This window comes from Bradyrhizobium sp. Mp19, assembly GCF_029952935.1.
GTDB classification, from domain to species: Bacteria; Pseudomonadota; Alphaproteobacteria; order Rhizobiales; family Xanthobacteraceae; genus Bradyrhizobium; species Bradyrhizobium elkanii.
This window is the reverse complement of sequence record NZ_JASAUT010000050.1, coordinates 19,115-35,468: the sequence shown is the minus strand read 5'-3', so window position 1 is coordinate 35,468 and position 16,354 is coordinate 19,115. Positions and strand designations below refer to the sequence as shown.

10 protein-coding genes are annotated in these 16,354 nt (G+C 61.0%); 8 read left to right on the top strand and 2 right to left on the bottom strand.

Going from position 1 to position 16,354, the window contains the following annotated elements:
- The first annotated feature begins 31 nt into the window (after window positions 1-31).
- The 7 genes from galE to QJT82_RS35200 all read left to right on the top strand — a co-directional run bounded on the left by galE (window position 32) and on the right by QJT82_RS35200 (window position 11,054).
- Window positions 32-1,042: a UDP-glucose 4-epimerase GalE gene (galE, locus tag QJT82_RS35230; RefSeq protein WP_028341549.1), complete on the top strand. Its 1,011-nt coding sequence runs from the start codon at window positions 32-34 to the stop codon at window positions 1,040-1,042.
- A gap of 280 nt (window positions 1,043-1,322) precedes the next feature.
- Complete coding sequence (locus QJT82_RS35225; protein ID WP_028341550.1) at window positions 1,323-3,938, top strand: AMP-binding protein; 2,616 nt, start codon at window positions 1,323-1,325, stop codon at window positions 3,936-3,938.
- 390 nt (window positions 3,939-4,328) lie between these two features.
- Window positions 4,329-5,492 carry a GNAT family N-acetyltransferase gene (locus tag QJT82_RS35220; RefSeq protein ID WP_051447927.1) on the top strand — a complete coding sequence of 388 codons (1,164 nt, stop codon included), beginning with the start codon at window positions 4,329-4,331 and terminating at the stop codon, window positions 5,490-5,492.
- A 325-nt stretch (window positions 5,493-5,817) separates the two neighbouring features.
- Window positions 5,818-6,663: a 4'-phosphopantetheinyl transferase superfamily protein gene (locus tag QJT82_RS35215; RefSeq protein ID WP_281446683.1), complete on the top strand. Its 846-nt coding sequence runs from the start codon at window positions 5,818-5,820 to the stop codon at window positions 6,661-6,663.
- A gap of 47 nt (window positions 6,664-6,710) precedes the next feature.
- Entirely contained in the window at window positions 6,711-7,751 is a 1,041-nt protein-coding gene (locus QJT82_RS35210) for an alpha/beta fold hydrolase (protein ID WP_245288755.1), read from the top strand.
- A 41-nt stretch (window positions 7,752-7,792) separates the two neighbouring features.
- Window positions 7,793-9,808 (top strand): non-ribosomal peptide synthetase, encoded by a 2,016-nt coding sequence (locus QJT82_RS35205; RefSeq protein WP_245288756.1) that lies wholly within the window; start codon window positions 7,793-7,795, stop codon window positions 9,806-9,808.
- 67 nt (window positions 9,809-9,875) lie between these two features.
- Entirely contained in the window at window positions 9,876-11,054 is a 1,179-nt protein-coding gene (locus QJT82_RS35200; RefSeq protein ID WP_155258558.1) for an acyl-CoA dehydrogenase family protein, read from the top strand.
- A gap of 180 nt (window positions 11,055-11,234) precedes the next feature.
- Here QJT82_RS35200 and asnB read toward each other — a convergent pair whose 3' ends face one another.
- Window positions 11,235-12,974, bottom strand: coding sequence for an asparagine synthase B (gene asnB, locus QJT82_RS35195; protein WP_028341555.1), 1,740 nt, complete (start codon window positions 12,972-12,974; stop codon window positions 11,235-11,237).
- A gap of 281 nt (window positions 12,975-13,255) precedes the next feature.
- On the bottom strand, window positions 13,256-14,635 hold the full coding sequence (locus QJT82_RS35190) for a polysaccharide biosynthesis/export family protein (RefSeq protein WP_035631826.1): 1,380 nt from the start codon (window positions 14,633-14,635) through the stop codon (window positions 13,256-13,258).
- Window positions 14,636-14,917: 282 nt separating this feature from the next.
- On the opposite strand from QJT82_RS35190, the gene QJT82_RS35185 reads away from it, so the two are divergent.
- The gene (locus QJT82_RS35185) at window positions 14,918-16,297 is read left to right on the top strand and encodes an undecaprenyl-phosphate glucose phosphotransferase (protein WP_264623067.1); all 1,380 of its coding nucleotides are present in this window, start codon (window positions 14,918-14,920) and stop codon (window positions 16,295-16,297) included.
- The last annotated feature ends 57 nt before the right edge of the window (window positions 16,298-16,354 follow it).

The following is a 16,354-nucleotide window of genomic DNA, read 5'->3' as shown; positions in this document are numbered from 1 at the left end:
TTGACCACGCAGACGCGAAACGGAAGCGGAAATGATCTTGTTGACCGGCGGCGCCGGCTATATCGGATCCCATATCGCTGTCGCGCTACTCGACGCCGGGCTCGATGTCGTCGCGGTCGACAATCTTTCCAACAGCAACAGCGCCTCCCTCGAACGGATACGAGCCATCTGCGGACGATCGGTCATTTTCCGGCATGCCGATATCCGCAATGAAGAGGCGATCTACCAGATCCTGCGCGCCCACGACGTGACCGCTGTCATTCATCTCGCAGGCCTCAAGGCGGTGGGCGAGTCCAGCGCGCAGCCCATCACCTATTACGACAACAACGTCGTGGGAACGATGCGGCTCGTGTCGGCCATGACGCGAGCATCCGTCAAGACGCTGGTGTTTAGTTCATCCGCAACCGTTTACGGGACACCCGCGTACCTGCCGCTGGACGAGAAGCATCCTGTCGCACCGATCAATCCGTACGGCCGCACCAAATACTTCATCGAAGAAATCCTGAAGGATCTTCATGGGTCCGACAAGGATTGGCGGATTGCCATCTTGCGCTACTTCAATCCGGTTGGCGCCCACGAAAGCGGACTGATTGGAGAAGATCCTCTGGATGTGCCGAACAATCTGCTGCCGATTGTCGCACAAGTGGCGATCGGACGGCGTGCGAAGGTGCATGTTTGGGGAAACGACTATGATACTCCGGACGGCACCGGGATCCGTGACTACATTCACGTTGTCGATCTTGCATCCGGACATCTGAGCGCCCTGAGCCAACTGAGGCAGCCCGGCCTTCTGACTGTCAATCTCGGAACAGGAAGCGGCAGCAGCGTCATGGACGTGATCCAGACATTCAAGGAAGTGAGTGGCCGGCCAGTTCCGTATGTGATCGACCAACGCAGGGTCGGTGACGTCGCAATCTGCTATGCCGATCCAACTCTCGCGAAGAACCTGTTGGGCTGGACATCAACGCGATCACTGACACAGATGTGTGCCGACCATTGGCATTTCCAGATGAAGAACCCGAATGGCTATCGCGGCGCGTAGTCGGCGAGAGCCGTCTGCGTCTTCGAGAATTTCTGTCTTGTTGGAGGCCCGCTCAATCCCGCGCAAGCCAGACGACTGCTCTCATCGGCAAGCTCAAGTAGCGCCGCTGCCTGGTTACGTCACCACCCAACAACGCTCGCAATCGGCAAGATGGCAGGATGACGCACCGAGTATTGGCTAATCCTCAATTGCTGCCTTCACTTTAAGTACAGCAAGGCATCTTCGGGAGCGGCGCGCTATGGTTGTGCGAGCCGACTTACGTTGTTCAAGGTAGGACGGAATGCTTCTGGACAACGAGACGCCTGCCGCCACCATGTTTTCCGAGAGCGTCTGCGCGCGCGACCGTGGGGAGTCGGAAGCCCGACTCACGATAGGCCAGGTCATCGGTCGAACTGCCAGTCGGTTTCCGAACCAGCCGGCGATCGTCTCGAGCGCTTTCGAGCCTCTCTCATACAGCGGTCTTGAACGCCAGTTGAACGCATTCCGCCGGCGGATGCGCTTGGCCGGTTTCGATTGCAATGCCCGGATCGGGGTCTTGATGCCGAACGGCCCGGAGGCGGTTCTCGCCATCGTGTCGGTCGCCTGCTGTACCGTCGCGGTGCCCCTCGACCCGCGCCTCTCCCAACCTGAAATCGAGCAGCGTCTCGACATGCTGAGCCTGAGCGCCCTCGTCGTGCTGCAGGGCAGCGCCCCTGAAGCTCGCCAGGCCGCAGCCTGCAGAACGCTTGCCATTATAGAAGCCGTTCCGGTCGGACAGGGGCAGCTTGGACTTGAGATCGCCGTGCAAGTTTCCGGCTCCCCTGCCGTCGACGCCGAGCCGGATCCGCGCTCTCCCGCCTTCATCCTGCAGACGTCGGGCACGACCGCGCAGCCGAAGCTCATTCCGTTCAGTCATGACAATATGCTGGCGGCGGCCGAGCGCCTTCGGGCCTGGTTCGGCCTCACGTCCCGGGACCGATGCCTGAGCGTGTCGCCCCCGTACTATTCTCATGGGCTGAAAGTGACGGTCTTCACGCCGTTGCTCACGGGAGGCAGCATTGCCATCCCGGCGAACAATGCGATCGTCGCACTCGATGAGTGGTTCGATGTCCTGCGGCCGACCTGGTACTCGGCGGGCCCGACGCTTCACGCCACGGTGCTGGACAAGGCGCAGAGCCTCGAGAATGCAGGGGCTGCGCACACCCTGCGGTTCGCCATGTCAGGCGGCGCGCCGCTGCCGCGGACCGTGCAGGAAGGCCTGCAACACGCTCTGGGCGTGCCGGTGCTGGAGCATTACGGCTCCAGCGAGGCGGCGCAGATTGCCGCCAACCAGCTGCCGCCCGGTCCGAACAGGCCGGGCACCTGCGGGAGACCCTGGCCCGATACCGTGGCCATCGTTGGTGAGGATGGACATCCCCTGGCGGCCGGCGAGCGCGGAGAGATCTGGATTCGTGGACCGACCGTGACGTCGGGCTATCTCGATGCGCCGGAACTCAATCAAGCCGCTTTCACGAAGGGTTGGTTTCACACCGGCGATATCGGCAGCCTCGACGAAGACGGCTTCCTTTCGCTGCACGGCCGCCTGAGCGAGCTGATCAATCGCGGCGGTGAGAAGATTTCTCCCGCCGAGATCGAAGCCGCGCTATTGCGACATTCGGCCGTCGCGGAAGCTGCGGCCTTCGCGATCTCGCATCCGCGCCTGGGCGAGGACGTCGCAGTCGCCATCGTCCCTCATCGTGGCGCGCAGCCGGCCGCTGCGGAGCTTCGCCAGTTCCTGCAACGCGAGTTGGCCTCGTTCAAGATTCCGAGACGCATTCTGACGCTCGACCATCTGCCGAAGGGGGTGACGGGAAAGGTTCAGCGGCGACGTCTGCGCGAGCTGGTCGACCGGCCACGGGGGCATCTGGCGCCGATGCCGGCGCCCGTCGCGAACGGGCCGCTGAATCTGGAAGCCGAGTTGCTGACGCTCTGGCGCAGGCTGCTCAAGAACCAGGCCGTGACCGTCGACAGCGATTTTTTTGCCAGCGGCGGAGACTCCCTTCTCGCGATGGAGATGCTGATCGAGGTCGAGCGGCTCGTCGGCTATCCCGTGCCGGAAACCATCATGTTCGGGGCAGAAACCATCCGGCAATTTGCCGCAAGGGTTTCCGCACCAATGGACACGTGGGCGACGGCGTTCTTCCAGCCGCATGCGTGCGGCACGCGGTCTCCGCTGTACTTTTTTAACGGCGACCTTGTCAGCGGCCACGCCAGTGTGCGGCGGCTGGTAGAGCTTCTGGGGCCGGATTATCCGATCATCTCGATCAATCCCCACGGTCTTCATGGGGAGCCGATTCCGGCCTCGATCGAGGCGATGGCCGCCGACCGCCTGCCGTTCATCCTGGCAAGGCAAGCGAGCGGTCCCTTTCTTCTGGGCGGCAAGTGCAATGGCGCCATGGTGGCGTTCGAAGTGGCCCGTCAGCTGATGGCAGCCGGCCATACGGTTGATTTGGTTACAATGGTGGACCCGCCAACTGTCAGTGCCCGTCCAGTGCCGCGGGCGATCCTCAGGCTGCTGAAGCCGCTGGTTTCCCCTTATCTTTTGCGTTGGACCTTCGAGCAAATGGTGAGACTGGAGCGATACCTGAAGCTCCCCGCGAACGGACAGACTGCGAGCGCCAAGGTGGAGATTCCAGCAGCGTTGTGGGACGCTCATTCAATCGCAATGGCGCAGTATTGTCCGGCACCGCTCGAAATCCCTGTGGCCTTTTACGCGGCCGACCACGATGGCCGAGCGTGGCGGCATCTCAGCTCTCAACTGGAATTGATACAGGTGCCTGGCGGACATCCCGGCTGCCTGTTGATCGGTGCGGAACTGCTCGTGGATCACCTGCGGCGGAGATTTGAAAAACTCACCTCGGGATCGAGCGCAACGTGACAAACCGGACGTCAGCCATGGCAGGCCGTGGTGAGCGGGCGGGGGATCAACGCCGTCGGACGCCGAAGGCTGGAGCGCGCTGCACCAGCCTTGAGGGTCGATCACAGCTTCACCTCGGCACAGTTGCTCGGCCGGCACAAGAGGCTAGCGTGGGTACTCAGGAAGGGTCCGCACCTCGATCAAATTCCGGATATAGTTCGCGTTATCGGCCTCCGCCGAGGCAACGGTCGGAGACGCCCAATCACGACGTGTCCGTCAGAGGGATGTCTGTGTGTGACCAGCCACCCGTCATCGGATCTTGCATCGGATCTTGCGCGAGCGTTGCAGCTTGGTCCTTCGGTCTTTCCGTCGCGGCGCGCGTTCGGTCCTCTGGCGTTGGAACGGGAAAGCATGCCTGAGACGGTTACCGATGTCAGCCTGGATGCCCTGGAGAGCATTGCGTGGCTTGAGACCTCATGGAAGGAGCTCGAAGCGCGAGTGACTCACTCGTTCTTCTTGTCCTGGCTCTGGATCGGCACGTGGCTCCGGCACATCCCGAAGGGCGCGCAACCACACGTCCTCGTGGCCCGGTCATCAGGCAAGATCGTTGGCCTGGCGGTTATCTGCCGGCGGAGAACGTGGAGTCTCGGGCCGCATGCACGGACGCGCTGGCTGCTCAATGAAACGGGAGATACCCGCTTCGACCGATTGTTCATCGAGTACAACGGCATTCTTGCAGAGCAATCCGATGCCATCATGTCGGCGGGTCTCAATGCGTTGACGTCCCGCCTGCACCGGTCGGATCAGTTGGTGCTCTCCGGAATTGATCCGGACCTAGAGGCGACTGCCAGTCGCGCCGCAGGCCGGGCCGGGCTCGTGACCGAGGTGAAACAGGCTGATGCGGCATTGTGGGTTGATTTTGCCCCGGTCCGCCAGCGCGGGGGCGATTATCGCGCCACATTGGGCCGCAGCACGCGCCAGGCCGTGAGCCGTGCCATGCGGTTGTATGCCGAACGCGGCCCCGTTGAACTCCGCATCATGGAAACGACGACGGAGGCCCTCGCCGCGTTCGATTTGCTGAGCGACTTTCATCGGTCGCGATGGGGACGCAGGGGAGCCTTCGCCAATCCCGGCTTCCGTCCGTTTCACGAGGACCTTATTGCGCGCGGCGTCCCTACGGGGGCCGTTCGCATCTCACGGACGATGGTAGGGAACGAGACAATTGGGGTGGTGTACAATTTCGTGCACGACGGCCGTGTCCTGAACTACCAGAGCGGCTTTCTCTATGAGAGCGACAGCCGGCTCAAGCCCGGGCTCGTCAGCCATGTGCTGGCTATTGAGGACAGCATTGCACGCGGGGAAAGCGGCTACGACTTCCTGGCTGGTGGCGGCGGGCACAAGTCCCATCTGGCCAATCGGGAGCAGGCCATGACGTGGATCGCTGTAGGCAAAGACAGTCCGGAGCGCCACATCGAGGCCAAGCTCCGCAGCGCCAAGCGGATGCTACGAACCATTGCTACGAATCTTCCAAAAAAGACCGCGGCTCTGTATTCCGTATTCGGGACTAGTTCCTAATCGATCGGTTTGGTGGGCTCTTTGGCAAGAACCAACGTCTGGTTGGCGATGTGGCCACTGTCGGTGCTGCCCCTTTCTGACTGCCGGACCGGGGCCGGCGCTCACGCCTGGGACTGCATCCATTGACCGTTTAGCGGCCCAATTCCCCTAGGAATATTCCCCGCTACCGCTTTGGCGGAAGGACGCCGCGCTTTGTCGCCGGGTCACTCAACTCAAGCAGTCCGATCCGGGGCACCGGATGGGAACTGGCAAAAAATGGGTAATTACGATGGTCCATTGAGCCACGGCGGTGCGCGACTAAAATTTCGACTAGCAGTCCGCTCGAATGCCCATCGCAAGACCCGTTCGCAATCTACCGGCGGCAATCCGGATCGAGGCCAATAGAAAGCAAGTTGTGATGGCTTTTCGCATAGGTGCCTGTGAACAGAGCGCGTGGGAAAATAGTCGTTCCTTTGACGGGCAAGGCTATCGCAAACTTGAAAGCGGGGCTCGCGGAGCCGGCACCGCCCCCTCGAGCTTTTTGGGCAAAGCCGTTGAGCTGAGACGAGGGATCATCACGCCGGTTCTCGAGAATGATGGCTTGGAGGTCCTGGCATTCATGCTCCATGTGGAGCAGGACGTCATCCGGGAGCTAAGCGTTTGCCTCAACGCAGAGGAACATCGGCGCGCCGAGGGATTGAGATTGGAGCGAGACCGCCGCCGCTTCATCGTTAGCCGCGGGCAGCTGCGCCACGTGCTCGCGTCCAAACTGGGAATTTCGCTTGCGGAGATCGAGCTGGAATATGGACGGCTGGGCAAACCCCACCTCTCCCGCCGCATGCCCGCCCGCGACTTGCGCTTCTTCAGCGTCTCACGATCCGGAGAAGTCGCGGTCATCGCCCTCTCGGTCACGCAAGAGGTCGGGGTGGACATCGAGGCAGTTCTCCCTGTGCCCGAAGCGGACGAGATCGCAGCGCTCTGCCTTTCCACCTCCGAGTACGAGTCCTACGCCGCCCTCGATCCGGAAGACCGGCTGGAAGGCTTCCTGCAGCGCTGGACCCGGCTGGAGGCTGTCTCCAAGGCGCTGGGGTGCGGCCTGGGACAGCCGATTTGCTGGGATGAAAAGGATTGGGCTGTCCGAAGCTTCCTACCGCAACCTGGATATGTCGGGAGCGTGGTCGTCCGGAAATGAACTGTCATCCGGGGTCGAAGATACCGCGATGGCGCACGGAACAGGAAATGTCAGCTTCATCCATGAAAAGCCCGATGTCAGCGCCGGTGATGCAGTTTTCTGAGCTGCTCGCAGACCTCGCGGTCAAGGACATCAAGGTCTGGGTCGAGGGCGACCGGCTGCGCTGCAACGCCCCGGCCGGCGCGCTGACGGCGGAGCTTCGCGATCAGTTGCAGGGTCGGAAGGGCGAGATCATCGCGTTTCTGAACATGGCCACGGCCGCCGCCACGCAATCGCCTGCAATCGTTCCGTTGCAGTCCGGCGGAACACGCACGCCCATTTACGCCGTACCCGGTCATGTCGGGGCACCGTCCTCCTTCCTGGACCTCGCGAAGAACCTGGGCGGCGATCAACCGTTCTACGCACTCCAACCGCCTGGCTTCGATGGGCAGAGCGAGCCGATGGACCGCGTCGAAGATATCGCCGAGTACTTCGCCCGCCAGATCGTCGAATATCAACCGACCGGTCCGTACATCATCGCCGGCTATTGCTCCGGCGCTTCAACAGCTTTCGAGCTGGCGCAAATCCTGGGACAGAGCAAATCGGAGGTCTCATGCGTTGCGCTCTTTGGCCCTCTCCACCCCACCACCTATGGGGAATGGCCGCGCCGGCTGTATTTCCTTGCCAGGGGCAAGGCGGAATCGTTCCTGCATGAGACAGCGAAGCTGCCGACATTCAGCGCCCGTCTCCGATATTTCGGCAGTCGCCTCCGCGAGCACTTCCGCGCCCTCATCCCTCTCGTTGGCAAGAGCAAGGAGCCTGTCGCGACAGATCCGGTGCTGGCGAGCAGGGCTCTACTCAAATCCACGGCGATCGCGGCCTTTCAGCGGTACGCTCCCACTGCGTATTCAGGTCGGGTTTGCATATTCCTTCCCAACAAGGCCTGGCTGCGATCCGGCGCCGCGCCCCACCGATGGCTACCAGTAGTGCCGCATGCCGAATTTTACTTCGGGCCCGATGACTGCAACGAGGCCACGATGCTGATGGAACCTGACGCACCTGCCATCGCAGACCTCTATCGCCAGGCAACCCAAAAGCAGAACGATTGACGTGATTTGATTTTTTAGTTTTCCCGATGGGAGCGTATTTCATGAACGAAGTCCTACCTATCGCGCCGGAGGGCGTCGCGCTTCCTCTGCTGAAGGATTCCGATCATCAGGCGCTGGTTGTCGATTACAACGCCACGGCAGCACGCTATCCGTCGGACAGGACGATCATCGATCTCTTCCGCGACCAGGCGACGCGCAGTCCCGACGCCGAAGCGATCCGCTTTGGCAATGCAACGCTGACCTACCGGCAGCTCGACGAACGCTCCAACCAGATGGCCGCGCATTTGAGCTCGACCGGCGTCGGCCCGGGCCGGATTGCCGTTGTTTTCATGGAGCACTCCATTGAAGTCGTCGTCGCGATCCTGGGCGTGCTGAAGTCCGGCGCAACCTATGTACCGGTGGATGCGGCAACGCCAAAGGGGCGTATCGCAACAATCCTGCAGGACATTTCCAACGGGACCGACGGGCGGGCGCCGGTGGCGATCACCCAGTCGCGCCTGCGATCCGGCATTCCCCCGAACCTTGCCGACATTTTCGTGCTCGACGCCGATTTCGATTCGATCATGAATCAGCCGGCCTCGGCCCGGCCGTCCGCTGCCACGCCGGACGGCGCCGCCTACATCATCTTCACCTCCGGCTCGACCGGCACGCCCAAGGGCGTCGAGATCGAGCACCGGAGCTTGGTGAACTACATCTGGTGGGCCGCCCAGGTGTACAGTTCCGGCGAAAGTCTGGCATGGCCCCTTTTCTCATCCCTCGCATTTGACCTGACCGTCACAACGCTCTTTACGCCACTCATCACCGGCGGCCGCATCGTGGTCTATCTTGGCGATCCCGGGGTGCAGAGCATGGTCGCGCTCAAGGTGATCGACGACAATGCGGTGGACATCATCAAGCTGACGCCGGCGCATCTCGCGATGATCCGCGACCGCAATCTTGAGACCACAAGACTGCGCAAGTTCATTGTGGGCGGTGAGGACTTCAAGGCCGCGCTGGCTCGCGACATCACCAACGCTATTCCCCATCCTATCGAAATCTACAACGAGTATGGACCAACCGAAGCCACGGTGGGCTGCATGATTCACCGTTTCGACACCGACCGGGATCAGTCCGCATCGGTGCCGATCGGCGTTCCGGCCGCGAATGCGGGAATCTACGTCCTCAGCAAGGAATATCAGCCCACCGGCCCCGGGATCATCGGTGAGATGTTCATTGCCGGCGACGGTCTCGCGAGAGGTTATTTCAATCGCCCTGATCTGACCGACGAGCGTTTCCGCACGGTCGCAGATCCCCGAGATGGGCGCTCGAAGTTGCGGCTCTACAAGACGGGCGATCTCGCCCGCTGGAACTCGGAAGGACGCCTGGAATTTCTCGGCCGCGCCGATCATCAGGTGAAGGTCGGTGGCACCCGTATCGAACTTGGCGAGATCGAAGCACGGCTGCTCAAGCACCCGGACGTTCAGGAATGCGCCGTCGTCGCCATCGCCACCTCGATGACGAAAGCGGCGACACAGAAAACGAACGGCCATGTCGAACCGTCGACGCCCGAAGACGGCATCGCACGGCTTGTGGCCTACTATGTCTCGTCGAAAGCTCCGACCGTGGCGGACCTGCGCGCGCACCTCGCCGAAGAACTCTTGGAGTCCATGATTCCGACGCACTATGTTCGCCTCGAGCGGATGCCGCTCACGTCCAACGGCAAGATCGACCGCTCGTCGCTTCCCGAGCCGACGGCGGAAAACATCCAGCCGGCGCAAGTCTTCGCCGCCCCCTCGACCGAGACCGAGAAGACCCTGGCCGCGCTATGGTGCCAACTCCTGAAGCTCGAGTCGATCGGACGCCACGACAACTTCTTCGACCTCGGCGGGGAGTCGCTCCTGGTAGTGCGTGCGGTGTCGCGTATGCGAAAGATCTTCGGCGTCGACGTGCAGCTTCGCAACCTCTTTGAGCGCCCGACACTGGCCGAGCTGGCGGAAGTCATCGACGGCATGCGCTGGGTGGCCGGTTCCAATACCCCTTCCCTCTCGGAGGGACCGAGAGAGGAGGTCGAACTCTAGCCGGAAGGCCTCCGCCCGGTCTTGGGCATCGGGACAGGAGCCTTTGAGTCAGCTCATAGCAGATCGGATGAAGACGATGGACAAAGCTTGGATGTCGGCGCGAGAGCCGGAGCTGCCTTGGATGGCGGCGGAGTATGAGCTCTTACGGGACCAGGTCCGCCGGTTCGTCAAGGAGGAAATCAAGCCCTGCGCGGATCGCTGGGAAGAGAACGGGTTCATTCCGCGTTCGATCCTGCGCCGCATGGGCGAACTCGGTTTCTTCGGCATCCGTTACCCGGCTGAGTATGGCGGCGCCGAAATGGACTCTGTCGCGTCAACGGTCTTCGCCGAGGAGCTCGGGCGCTCGACCTATGGCGGCGTCGCCGACGCGATGCTCGTCCATGCCGACATGGCGTCCTTGTATGTCTTTCACGACGGGACCAAAGCCCAGCGGGCCCGCTGGATGCCGGGCATTGTCAGCGGCGAGGTGATCACCGCGGTCGCCATCACGGAGCCGGATGCGGGCTCGGACGTGAAAGCCATCCGCACGCGCGCGGTTCGAGACGGCGACTCCTACGTGCTCGACGGCACGAAGCTCTACATCACGAACGGCGTCCACGCGGATCTCTACTGCGTGGCGGCCAAGACGGATCCCGCGGCAGGAACCAACGGGATCACGATGTTCCTCGTCGAGAAGGGGACGCCAGGCTTCAGCGTCGCGCGCGAACTGGACAAGCTCGGCTGGCGCTCCTCCGACACGGCGGAACTTGTCTTCGACGGTTGCCGCATCTCCGCCGAGAACGTGCTCGGCGCGGAGGGACAAGGCTTCTATTCAATCATGCGCAACTTGCAGAACGAGCGCCTTGTCCTCGCCGCCATGTCGATAGGGATGGCCGAGGCGGCGATCGATATGACCGTCACCTACGTGAAGACCCGCCGCGCATTCGGGGGCGTCCTTTGGGACATGCAGGCGATCCGTCAACGTCTCGCGATGCTCTCCGCGAAAGTGGAGGCAAGCCGTCAGTTTCTCTATGCCACCGCTTGGCGCATGGCAGCCGACGACGATTGCCTGCGCGAGACCTCGATGTTGAAGGCCATCTGCGGCGAACTCGTCAACGAGGTCGCGTATGCATGCGTGCAGTTCCACGGCGCCATGGGCGTCATGCGCGAGAGCGCGATCGAGCGCGTAGCGCGTGACGCGCGCGTCCTCTCCATCGCCGGCGGCGCGACGGAGGTGATGCTTGAGGTGGTCGCCTCGATGTCATGATCCCGATGCGGCGCCGACGACGTCGCTCTGGCATTGGTTGCAGGAAGGCCGAGTGCCGGCTCTTCGGGCGGGCCGGGCTTGAATGGTCTCGGCATCCGGGCCGGTCGCGGCGACCGACGCAGCAAACGGCGCGCCGGATTCACCCACAACGGTAGGCGATCCGCTTGAAGGAGGATGATTTCACTCCGCCGCTGCAACCCGTTCGCTCGATGGGGCCTCCGAACTCCCGAGGTTCCCAACTGATTGAACATGATCAATGGCTTGAACGTGGATCCCTTTCACTGCCCTTCCAGATGGGTCATTCATGCTCGCAAACTGCTGAGACCAGAGAAACGCGGTCGGCGTGGAGCATGCGATCGAAGGACCGACGGGGACAGTTAGGCAGGCCGTCGGGTTGTTGAAAATGCCATCAAAGATGGCCCTGTAGAAATATCCTTCCTTGGACGTCGGCGTTTGCCGCGGAAAGCGCTTGCTCGCCTCTGCGAGCATCTGATCCGAGACTTTATTCTCGGCTTGATGTTTCAAGCTCTCAATCCAGCTATACCCTACCCCGTCGGAAAACTGCTCCTTTTGACGCCACAAGATCGCTTGCGGCAACAGATCGGTAAATGCTTCCCGCAATATGCCCTTCTCGATTTTCTCGCCAGGGCACATTTTCTCGGCGGGGTTTATCGACATTGCGTAGTCCAGGAATTCCTTGTCCAGGAAGGGCACACGAGCTTCGACCCCCCAGGCCGCCATTGCCTTGTTCGCGCGACAGCAATCATACTTGCTGAGCGCAAAGATCTTCCGGACGGTCTCCTCATGGAATTCTTCCGCTGATGGTGCCATGTGGAAGTAGAGATAGCCGCCAAATACCTCGTCAGCGCCTTCTCCGGACAACACCATCTTGATGCCCATCGATTTGATTTTGCGCGCCATGAGGTACATCGGCGTGCCGGCACGAATGGTGGTGACATCAAAGGTCTCCAGGTGCCGGATCACGTCCGGCAATGCGTCCAACCCTTCCTGCACGGTAAAGACAATCTCATGATGGACCGTGCCGATGTGAGCCGCCACGTCTCGCGCATGCTTCATGTCAGGTGAGTTTTCGAGGCCGACGGAGAACGAGTGCAGCCTCGGCCACCATGCTTCTTCGGTTTCTCCCGACTCGATCCGCTTGAAGCGGTGGCGCGCCGCGAGCGCCGCTATAAGCGAAGAGTCGAGCCCCCCGGAAATAAGCACCCCGTAAGGCACATCGCACATCATTTGCTGCTTGACCGCAGCTTCAAGCGACGTCCGGAGCTCCTGCAGGGATACCTTCCTCGTTGGAAGAGTATGTGCCCACTGTGGATCATACCACTTGACGAACTGTCCGGCCCTTCCGCTGTAATGATGTCCCGGAGGAAACTCCCGGATCGTCTCGCATACGCCATCGAGAGCTTTCATTTCGCTCGCGACGTAAGTCGTGCCGTCGCTACCCCATCCGATGTAAAGCGGAACGATGCCGATGTGGTCTCGGGCGACGAAGAAATCGCCACTGCGCTCGTCGAACAGGGCAAACGCAAAGATTCCACTCAGCATATTGCACACGGCAGGGCCGTACTCGTCGTAGAGATAGAGGATAATTTCGCAGTCGGACTTCGTCTTCCAAGCGTGCGGCAGCTTCAGTGCCTCGCGCAAAGCAACATGATTGTAGATCTCTCCGTTCACGGCCAACGCCCGACCCGCGGTGACGTCGAGAAGGGGTTGAGCGCCGTGCTCCACGTCGACAATGGAAAGGCGCTCGTGCGCGAGCACTGCGCCGTCGCTGGAGTAGATGCCGCTCCAGTCTGGCCCGCGGTGCCTGACCGTCTTGGCCATCTCGAGCGCCCGGCTGCGCACCGTCTCGATCGAATCCTTAAATCCAAAGATGCCAACGAAGCCGCACAAGGAGGTCATCCTTCTGTGAGTTCTAGATCGCAGAGAAGCGGAAGAGCGGATCGAGAACGGTCAAGGTCACAAAATATTCAAGGTTCAGATCAAGCAGAATTACCCTGTGCCTAAGCGGCGCCACCGTCGGATAGGCCATAAAATATGCGGATGAGCGTAATCAAACTCCATGGCTGCTCGTGTCTTCCAGTTCCAGGTAGCCCCTGATGCGGGCTGACCGGCCGCTTCACGCGATCGACGGGAGCGCAAATTCCCGGCCTCGCGTGATGGGCCGATCGCTTCCGGCTTTGTCACCTGCTGTCGCGCCGCGAGTCTGCCGCGGTCACCTCAGACCGGCCTATCACGACCGGGGCATTTGAACTGCTCAGCTTTCGGGGTGGCGCGTCGGGTCCATCCTGGTATCGCAGCGAGACCTCGATGGTGTCGCCCGGCTGCAACTCGGCGTCCTCGTTCACGACAATCCGTTCCGGTCCCTTCTCGCTCTTTCTAATAATGACAATATCCGGCTTACTGCCGGCGCCCCGTGCGAGCTGCGATCGAACCATCGAAGTGTACTGAAGCTTCTCGCCGACGCTCTGCAGTTTCTCGCGAATCTGATTGAGCTTTAAGCTGGTCTCTTGCAGCTCACGAAACAGATCAAGCTTCCGCTGATCGTCGAGCTTTGCCAACCGTCTGGCGTACTCGTCCTGCAATTTCTTGACCTGGAGCAATTGCGCAGAGGTCTGCAGCCTCCGGGTCGCCGACAGCAGAACCGCGCGACGGGCATCCGTCACGCGAGGGCTGATCAACGATCCCTTGCCGAACAGGTCGGTCGCTTTCTGAAGGTCCTCGACGTCGGACTGAAGTCCCTCTTCATCTTTCTTTTGCTGCTCCGATAGTACGCGGACCTCATCGTCTCCCTGCCGAACGCTGCGCTGCAAGTACGCCTTTTCCTGCTGATAGTCACTCTGCTTCGTCTTCAGATATTCGGCTTCCGCATTGACGATTTCCGAAACCGCCGACCGGGCTATGGGCACGTCGGCAAGAGAAGCGCTTGGGTTGATCTGCGTCCCTTCCCCGAGTTCGCTCTTGATGCGCCACATACGCGCCTGTTCCTTGGCGAGTTCTGTCCAGAGCGATCCATACTCGCTTCTCAAGTCAGCTGACTCGAGATACGGGTTATTCATCCTGATATGCATGATGTCGTAGCCACCCGCCATGGCGATGAGCTGGCGCGCGGTGCTCGCCGGACGATAAGGGTACTCGCCCGGCTTCGATACGTCCCCGTTGACGTAAACAGGCCTGTACTCCGCCACGATTGCCGTGACCTGATCTGCATCTATCACGACCACGACCTCGCGGCCGTCCACGGTCCTCTGTCGAAAGACCTTGCTCGTCAGTGCGGCCCCGACCTTGGCCCGAATCTCTTGCAACGGCAGGCCGGCGACCGGGACCATCCCAACCAGCGGCAACGAGATATTGCCATCGACCTGGACCGGAGCACGCTGCCGCAGCTCCGGCACGCCGGCTACCGCGACCTCCAGAACATCTCCGACGTTCACTCGATATTCGGCTTTCGCCTGAGCGGAAATCGTCAGGCCAACAGCTACCAGGCCCCATCTGACACAACGGCCGGATTGACCGCCACGGTTGTCAAGATGAAAGAAATTACGCAGCTTGGCGTTCGGCATGGCGTGCTCGATGGCTCGGTCTCACTGATTGATCGACAATCTAAACCCGCAGCGCCTCGGCTCAACTGACCATCGTAGTTACTCCCGGCTACCCATTTATTGCCAGTCCGCCTCCTGACCCGAATGCTATTGTTTTTGTCAGGGGGACGGACTGCTTGACGGACTGCTTGGGAGTAACCGGTGAGTTATGCGTCTTTCACCAATTCGCCGGCTCCTACCGAGCGTTCGGCGCATTCGGTCACTGGCCGCAAGGCAATTCCGGCTGACATTGGCAAGAATCGATTGGCCGCCTTGCTGGTATTGGCGGCAGGCGCCGAGTTCGTCCTCGTAGCCGTTGGGGCTTTTGCCGCCGCCGTCCTCTATTACCGACTGGTCCTTCAGCTCGACTATCCGGACACTCCCAAATATATCCTGGAATCCATTCTGATTGCCACGTTGCAGCTGCTCGTATCCGTTGGGCTGCGGCAGTATTCGCGGATCCAGACGCAGCCCCGGCACATCTTCATGTGGAGCGGCGTCAGCGCCGTCTTCTTCGTATTCTCCTTCTTCATCTCGACGATATTTCTTCTCAAGATCTCGGACGGCTACTCGCGCGCGACCGTGATGGCCCAGGCAGCAAGCGTCATCGTCATGGTGCTCTGCGCGCGGGCAATATGCTTCTCGTTGCTGCAACCTGCCATCGCATCCGGACTGATCGATGCCAGGCGCGTCATCCTCATAGGTGAACCGGGCCACTGCTTGAATTTTTCCGGACGAGTGAGCGCCACCGGAATCCGGACCATTCGCTCGTTCGAGTTGCCGACCTTTCGCACTGGCGCTTCGGCACCGGAGGTGCGATCCCATGTCCGAGAACTGATCGCGGAGTGCCGGCCGCTGCGAGCGGATGACATTGTCATTCTGACTTCGGAGTCGGATGTTCCGGCTGCCCTCGCGCTCGCCGGCGCCCTGTCGGAGCTCCCGGTTGACGTTCACGTCGTGCCGGTCGGTGCAATCGACCTCATGGCCGTGTCGCGCATCACGCAGTTCGGCAACATGGTGACGATGCGGATCTTCCAGTCTCCGCTGACGCTGTTCCACCGGGCAATCAAACGAGCCTTCGACATCGCGGCTGCAATTGTCGGACTTATCATCATCAGTCCCCTCTTCGTCATCCTTCCACTCGCAATCAAGCTCGATTCCCCCGGGCCGGTGCTATTTCGTCAGACGCGGCACGGCTACAACAACGAGACTATTCGCGTGCTGAAATTCAGATCGATGACCGTGATGGAGGACGGCGACAATTTCAAGCAGGTGACCAGGCACGATCCACGCGTGACCCGGTTGGGACGCTTCATGCGCCACAGCAATATCGATGAGCTTCCACAGCTCTTCAACGTGCTGGTCGGCGATATGTCACTCGTCGGGCCGCGTCCGCACGCGACCTCGCAGAACGAGAGCTTCGCCCGGCTGATTTCGTCGTTCTCCCGTCGCCACAACGTCAAGCCCGGCATTACCGGCTGGGCACAGGTCAACGGCTATCGCGGCGAGACCGACACCTTGGAGAAGATGCAACGTCGTGTCGAGCACGACCTGTATTACATCGACAATTGGTCATTCCTTCTCGATCTCAAGATCATCGTCATGACCCTCTTCTCCAGAAAGGTCTATTGGAATGCCTGTTAACGCGATGTCGATTGCTGCGTGCACTCCGTACGGCAAGACCGCAAGGGCATTGCAATC

What these genes read in the sequence shown, in the direction of transcription:
- galE (WP_028341549.1), top strand. Translation starts at nt 32, where the DNA reads ATGATCTTGTTGACCGGCGGCGCCGGCTATATCGGATCCCATATCGCT.
- QJT82_RS35225 (WP_028341550.1), top strand. Translation starts at nt 1,323, where the DNA reads ATGCTTCTGGACAACGAGACGCCTGCCGCCACCATGTTTTCCGAGAGC.
- QJT82_RS35220 (WP_051447927.1), top strand. Translation starts at nt 4,329, where the DNA reads ATGCCTGAGACGGTTACCGATGTCAGCCTGGATGCCCTGGAGAGCATT.
- QJT82_RS35215 (WP_281446683.1), top strand. Translation starts at nt 5,818, where the DNA reads ATGCCCATCGCAAGACCCGTTCGCAATCTACCGGCGGCAATCCGGATC.
- QJT82_RS35210 (WP_245288755.1), top strand. Translation starts at nt 6,711, where the DNA reads ATGTCAGCTTCATCCATGAAAAGCCCGATGTCAGCGCCGGTGATGCAG.
- QJT82_RS35205 (WP_245288756.1), top strand. Translation starts at nt 7,793, where the DNA reads ATGAACGAAGTCCTACCTATCGCGCCGGAGGGCGTCGCGCTTCCTCTG.
- QJT82_RS35200 (WP_155258558.1), top strand. Translation starts at nt 9,876, where the DNA reads ATGAAGACGATGGACAAAGCTTGGATGTCGGCGCGAGAGCCGGAGCTG.
- asnB (WP_028341555.1), bottom strand. Translation starts at nt 12,974, where the DNA reads ATGACCTCCTTGTGCGGCTTCGTTGGCATCTTTGGATTTAAGGATTCG.
- QJT82_RS35190 (WP_035631826.1), bottom strand. Translation starts at nt 14,635, where the DNA reads ATGCCGAACGCCAAGCTGCGTAATTTCTTTCATCTTGACAACCGTGGC.